This window comes from Skermanella sp. (assembly GCF_059503625.1).
The window spans coordinates 3,680-9,478 of the sequence record NZ_JCACHA010000788.1 but is presented as its reverse complement, the minus strand read 5'-3'; the positions used below and the strand labels follow the sequence as shown (position 1 = coordinate 9,478).

Here is a 5,799-nt window from a genome sequence, read left to right as displayed (position 1 = left end):
CCGCGATCGGTCTTCAGGGCCAGCTCAAGGTTCTCGAACACGGTCAGGTGCTCGAACATCGTCGGCTTCTGGAACTTCCGGCCGATGCCGAGATTGGCGATCTTCGCCTCGTCCAGCTTGGTCAGATCGACTTCGGCGTTGAACAGCACGTCGCCCTTGTCGGGCTTGGTCTTGCCGGTGATCACGTCCATCATCGTCGTCTTGCCGGCGCCATTGGGGCCGATGATGGTCCTCATCTCTCCCTTGTTGATGACGAGGCTGAGGTTGTTCAGCGCCTTGAAGCCGTCGAAGCTGACCGAGACGCCGTCCAGGTACAGGATGGAGCCTGCGGGCTGGCGGGCCGTCCGGATCGGCGTCGCCTGGACCGGCGGTTCGAGTTCGGCCGTATCAGGTGCTGTGCTTGCTCGCAGCATTGCCGACCTCCTCTGGTGCGGGTGTGGCTTTCCGGGCGATCCGGGCGCGCATCTGCGCCGCGAAGCCGACGATGCCCTGGGGCAGGAAGAGCGTGCAGACGATAAAGAGGGCGCCCAGGAAGAACAGCCAGAACTCCGGCGCCGCCCCGGTGAAGAAGCTCTTGGCGCCGTTCACGGTGAAGGCCCCGATGATCGCGCCGAACAGCGTGCCGCGCCCGCCGACCGCGACCCAGACAGCGATTTCGATCGAGTTGCCGGGCGACATCTCCGACGGGTTGATGATGCCGACCTGCGGCACGTACAGCGCGCCCGCGATGCCGGCCAGGATAGCCGACACCGTGAAGACGAACAGCTTGGCGTTGGTCACCGAATAGCCCAGGAAGCGCACCCGGCTTTCGGCATCCCGGATCGCCATCAGCACCCGGCCCAGCTTGGACGTGACGATGAACCGGCTGATCAGGTAGCCGAGCGCCAGCACCACGGCGGAAGCGACGTACAACCCGATGCGGGTACCCTGCGCCTGGATGTTGAACCCCAGGATCTCCTTGAAGTCGGTCAGGCCGTTGTTGCCGCCGAAGCCCATCTCGTTGCGGAAGAAGGCCAGCATCAGGGCGAAGACCATCGCCTGCGTGATGATCGAGAAATAGACGCCGGTGATGCGGGAGCGGAAGGCCAGCCAGCCCAGGACATAGGCCAGCAACGCCGGGACCGCCATCACCATCAGTGCCGCGAACCAGAACTGGTCGAAGCCCCACCAGTACCACGGCAGTTCGGTCCAGTTGAGGAAGACCATGAAGTCGGGCAGGTCGGGATTGCCATAGACTCCGCGCGTGCCGATCTGGCGCATCAGGTACATGCCCATGCAGTAGCCGCCCAGCGCGAAGAACGCGCCGTGGCCCAGGCTCAAGGCACCCGCATAACCCCAGATCAGGTCGAGGCTGAGCGCCAACAGCGCGAAGCACAGGTACTTGCCGAGCAGGCTCAGCATGTATGTGGGAACGTGGAACGGGCTTTCCGGCGGCAGCGTCAGGTTGAGTACCGGAACCAGGACGATGGTCAGCACCAGCAGGATCAGGAAGACCTGCCAGCCCCGGCGGGACTCCAGGCTTGCGAGGCGGGACATCAGCAGCATGGTATCAAGCCTCCGCGGCCCGGCCCTTGAGCGCGAACAATCCGCGCGGCCGCTTCTGGATGAACAGGATGATGAAAACGAGAATCAGGATCTTGCCGAGCATGGCGCCGGCATAGGGTTCGAGGAACTTGTTGAAGATGCCGAGCGTCATGGCTCCCGCCAGCACGCCCCACAGGCTGCCGACCCCGCCGAACACCACGACCATGAAGCTGTCCACGATATAGCCCTGGCCCAGGTTGGGGCTGACGTTGCCGACCTGGCTGAGCGCCACCCCCGCGACGCCGGCGATGCCGGAGCCGAGCCCGAAGGTCATCGCATCGACCCAGCCGGTGCGGATGCCCATGGCCGACGCCATGCTGCGGTTCTGCGTCACGGCGCGCATCTGGAGGCCGAAGGGGGTGTAGCGCAGCAAAGCCGCCAGACCGGCAAGCACCATGATCGCGAAGACGATGATGGCGATGCGGTTGTAGGTCAGGACCATGCCGGGCATCGCCTCGACGGCGCCGGTCATCCAGCCGGGATTGGAGACTTCCTTGTTGGGCGCGCCGAAGATCGCGCGGACCAGTTGCTGAAGCATCAGGCTGATGCCCCAGGTCGCCAGCAGGGTTTCCAGCGGACGGCCGTAGAGGAACCGGATGATGCCGCGCTCCATCGCGACGCCGACGGCGCCGGCGACCAGGAAGGCGGCGGGGATCGATATGATCAGGTAGAGGCCGAAGAACTCCGCCGGGATGTATTCGCGGAAGGCCTGCTGTACGACGACGGTCGTATAGGCGCCCAGCATGATCATCTCGCCATGCGCCATGTTGATGACGCCCATCACGCCGAAGGTGATGGCGAGGCCGATGGCGGCCAGCAGCAGGACGGAGCCAAGGCTGATGCCCTGGAACAGGTTCAGCGCCAGCTCGGTCAGCATCAGCCGCGTATCGATGCGTTCCAGCAATTCGAATGCTGCGGCGCGGATCTGGGGGTCCGGCTCGGCGAAGGTGCCGTCGGGCTTGGTGACGGTCAGCGGAGTGACCAGCGCCCGGACCTCGGGCGTCAGACGGCTCGACAGGTCCCTGATCGCCGTCAGGCGCTCGCCGGGGTCGGCGCTGCTCAGGCTCAGCTTGGCGAGCGTCAGGGTCAAGGCGGCGCGGACATCCTCCACCTGCTCGCGGACCAGGGCGTCGCGGAGCAGCGGGACGGTATCGGGGCTTTCGGAGCGGACCATTGTCTCGGCGGCGGCAAGACGCTTGGCCGGATCGGGGTCGCCGATCTGGAGCCGGCCGACCGCCGCGCCGACGGTCGTTCTGATCGCGTTGTTCGCGTTGATCCGGGTGAGGTCGCGGCTGGTGGCCGGTCCCAGCGCCTCGCCCGTCGCGGCGTCGGTCAGGGTGATGTCCCGCCCGCCGCTGCCGATCACCAGCCGGCCATCGGCCTTGCGGGTGTAAAGCTGGTTGTCGGCCATCGCTTCCAGCACCGGAATGGCGCGGCTGTCGCCCAGCCTCCCCAGCGCCTCGATCGCGGCCACCTTCTCGGCGAACCCTGGCGACGCCAGACCCGCGATCGCGTCGGTATACGCGTCGGCCCTGGCGGTCGAGGCCGCAAAGGCGCCCAGCGTGATGCCGCAGACGACGAGGCCGGCAATCATGAACGCGGCCATGAAGGTGGCCATGAAAGCGGTGCGAAGGCTGTGCCAAACGCGTCCGGCTTTCGATGGGCTGGAATGTGACTCGGTCAAAGCGCTTATCCCCCGGCATGACCCGGTTACGACCACGCCCTTCCCGCGGCATCGACCACGGGAAGGGCGGAGGAGATGTGGTGTTACTTCGCGTAGGCGCCGAACTTCGGCTCGGTGCAGTTGCCGCAGACCCAGGGGAAGGTCCAGTCGGCGGTCAGCTTGGCGGACTCGGGGATATAGGGGCTCCAGGCGGCGCCCTTGATCGCGTCGTCGGTCTGGGACACGACCGAGAACTGGCCGTCGGCCTGGATCTCGCCGATCATGACCGGCTTGGACAGGTGATGGTTGGTGTTCATCACGACGTCGTAGCCGCTTGGGCTGCGCACCTTCTGGCCGTACATGGCCTGCCGGACGGCGTTGACGTCGGTCGTGCCGGCCTGGAGGACGGCCTGGGTCCACATCTTGAAGCCGATGTAGTGGGCTTCCATCGGGTCGTTGGTGACGCGCTTGGGGTTCTTGGTGAAGGCGTGCCACTGCTTGATGAAGGCGGCGTTCTCGGGCGTGTCGACCGACATGAAGTAGTTCCAGGCGGCAAGGTGGCCGACCAGATTGGACGTGTCGATACCGGCCAGTTCTTCCTCGCCGACCGAGAAGGCCACGACCGGGATGTCCGTCGCCTTGATGCCCTGGTTGGCCAGTTCCTTATAGAACGGCACGTTGGCGTCGCCGTTGATGGTGGAGACGACGGCGGTCTTCTTGCCGGCCGACGCAAACTTCTTGATATCGGCGACGATGGTCTGCCAGTCCGAATGGCCGAACGGCGTGTAGTTGATCAGGATGTCGTCCTTGGCCACGCCCTTGGAAATCAGGTAGGCCTCGAGGATCTTGTTGGTCGTGCGCGGATAGACGTAGTCGGTGCCGGCCAGGACCCAGCGCTTGACCGACCCGCCTTCCGGACCCATCAGGTATTCGACCGCCGGGATCGCCTGCTGGTTGGGGGCGGCGCCGGTGTAGAAGACGTTGCGGGAGGATTCCTCGCCTTCGTACTGCACGGGATAGAACAGCAGGCTGTTGGTCTCTTCGAAGACGGGCAGGACCGACTTGCGGCTGACCGAAGTCCAGCAGCCGAACACCGCCGCGACCTTGTCCTTCTGGACCAGTTCGCGCGCCTTTTCGGCGAACAGCGGCCAGTTGGACGCCGGATCGACCACGACGGCCTCGACCGGCCGGCCGAGCAATCCGCCCTTCTTGTTGAGGTCGTCCACCATCATCATGATGGTGTCCTTCAGCGTCGTCTCGCTGATTGCCATGGTGCCGGAGAGCGAGTGAAGCACCCCGATCTTGATTGGTTCGGCTGCCTGTGCGGCACCGGCCAGCAACGCTGAAACGGCCACCGCGCAACCCATCGCGGCGGCCCTGATCCTGCCACTTATACGTACCATGCTCTCAGCCTCTTGGTTTTTTAGTTTGTTCCAAGCTGCTGAGAGCAAATTCGAGGCCAACGCATTTTAGGGCGGGCAATGGCGCGCCGCCTTGCTGCCCGCCCTATCATTCCGAGGTATGCCTCGAATGAAACGACCAAATTTCAGGCATAAGGTCAACATTCAGGCATTTCATCCGAAATCGTATGCAAATTGGCCTATATCGTTCCTTCAGGTATTGGATGGTGAGCTGGATATGTCCTGCACCGTCTGCCCGACGATATCGTCGTCGCCGGTCTTGGCCGCCAGATCGCCGAGAGAGACGATGCCGACCAGCCGCTTTTCGCTGTTCAGCACCGGCAGGCGGCGGATATCGTTGTTGGCCATCAACTCGGCGGCCTCGCTGCTGTCCTGGTCCTCGAAGCAGTAGACGAGTCCCTCACCCATCGCCTCGCGGACGCGCACGACCTTGGGATCGTGACCCTCGGCGACCGCGCGGATCGTGATGTCGCGATCGGTCAACGTGCCGACCAGCCGGTCGTTCTCGCCCACCGGCAGGAAGCCGGTATCGGCGTCGCGCATCTTCTGTGCCGCGTCGCGCAGCAGGGTATCGGGATGGACGAGTTCGACGTCCGTGGTCATGATGTCCCGGATCTTCATCGTCGTCTCCATTGGTATCGGGTAGTGCGGGTGGTGTCGCTCCACCTTGCGCGCTCCCAACCGGACATCCCGCGCAATGGTTCCCAGGAACTTTCATCCATCCATTCCGTTGCTGGTGTGACGGTCCAGGTCTGCACTTTCGATCGGACGGACTAATCGCGGCGCCTGAACCGCTTAAGACAAAGTCCGCAATCCGAGTGACCCCGTCGTGCCTCAATTCCAATAATGGAGGGGGTTGCGCATGCACCACTGGTTATTGTGGAGCCGATTCGTCGCTTTGAACATGGTCGGCGTCGCCGGACTTTTCCTTGTCTGGGTAAACGGTTGGGTAAACCGGATCCTGGTCGCCGACAGCAGCGGCATCAGCGTCCTGATCTTCGCGATCTTCATCGTTGGCCTGATCGCCAGCGGCTGGCGCATCAACAAGGTCACCCAGGAATTGGACAACCTGCGGAACGGCAAGGGTCCGCTGGACGAGGGCGGCAGGCTGTCCGCTTACCGCCGCGCCCT

Annotated in this window: 5 protein-coding genes and 1 pseudogene; 1 reads left to right on the top strand and 5 read right to left on the bottom strand. The window is 64.1% G+C overall.

Annotated features, from left to right (window positions below; all coding sequences use genetic code 11):
• The 5 genes from AC5JJ6_RS27790 to AC5JJ6_RS27770 form a co-directional block, all read right to left on the bottom strand.
• Window positions 1–413: ATP-binding cassette domain-containing protein (locus AC5JJ6_RS27790; RefSeq protein WP_496045170.1), on the bottom strand; the 413-nt coding region annotated here is incomplete at its 3' end.
• The gene (gene urtC, locus AC5JJ6_RS27785; protein ID WP_496045169.1) at window positions 388–1,545 is read right to left on the bottom strand and encodes an urea ABC transporter permease subunit UrtC; all 1,158 of its coding nucleotides are present in this window, start codon (window positions 1,543–1,545) and stop codon (window positions 388–390) included. The genes AC5JJ6_RS27790 and urtC, both read right to left, overlap by 26 nt.
• Before the next feature lie 4 nt (window positions 1,546–1,549).
• Window positions 1,550–3,202: an urea ABC transporter permease subunit UrtB gene (urtB, locus tag AC5JJ6_RS27780; protein ID WP_496045168.1), complete on the bottom strand. Its 1,653-nt coding sequence runs from the start codon at window positions 3,200–3,202 to the stop codon at window positions 1,550–1,552.
• 149 nt (window positions 3,203–3,351) lie between these two features.
• Window positions 3,352–4,650 (bottom strand): urea ABC transporter substrate-binding protein, encoded by a 1,299-nt coding sequence (gene urtA / locus AC5JJ6_RS27775; protein WP_496045167.1) that lies wholly within the window; start codon window positions 4,648–4,650, stop codon window positions 3,352–3,354.
• 210 nt (window positions 4,651–4,860) lie between these two features.
• Window positions 4,861–5,289, bottom strand: a complete 429-nt coding sequence (locus AC5JJ6_RS27770; protein WP_496045166.1) for a CBS domain-containing protein — start codon at window positions 5,287–5,289, stop codon at window positions 4,861–4,863.
• Window positions 5,290–5,530: 241 nt separating this feature from the next.
• Between AC5JJ6_RS27770 and AC5JJ6_RS27765 the strand changes: the two are divergent.
• Window positions 5,531–5,799 (top strand): annotated as a pseudogene (locus AC5JJ6_RS27765) (hypothetical protein); the annotation flags it as partial.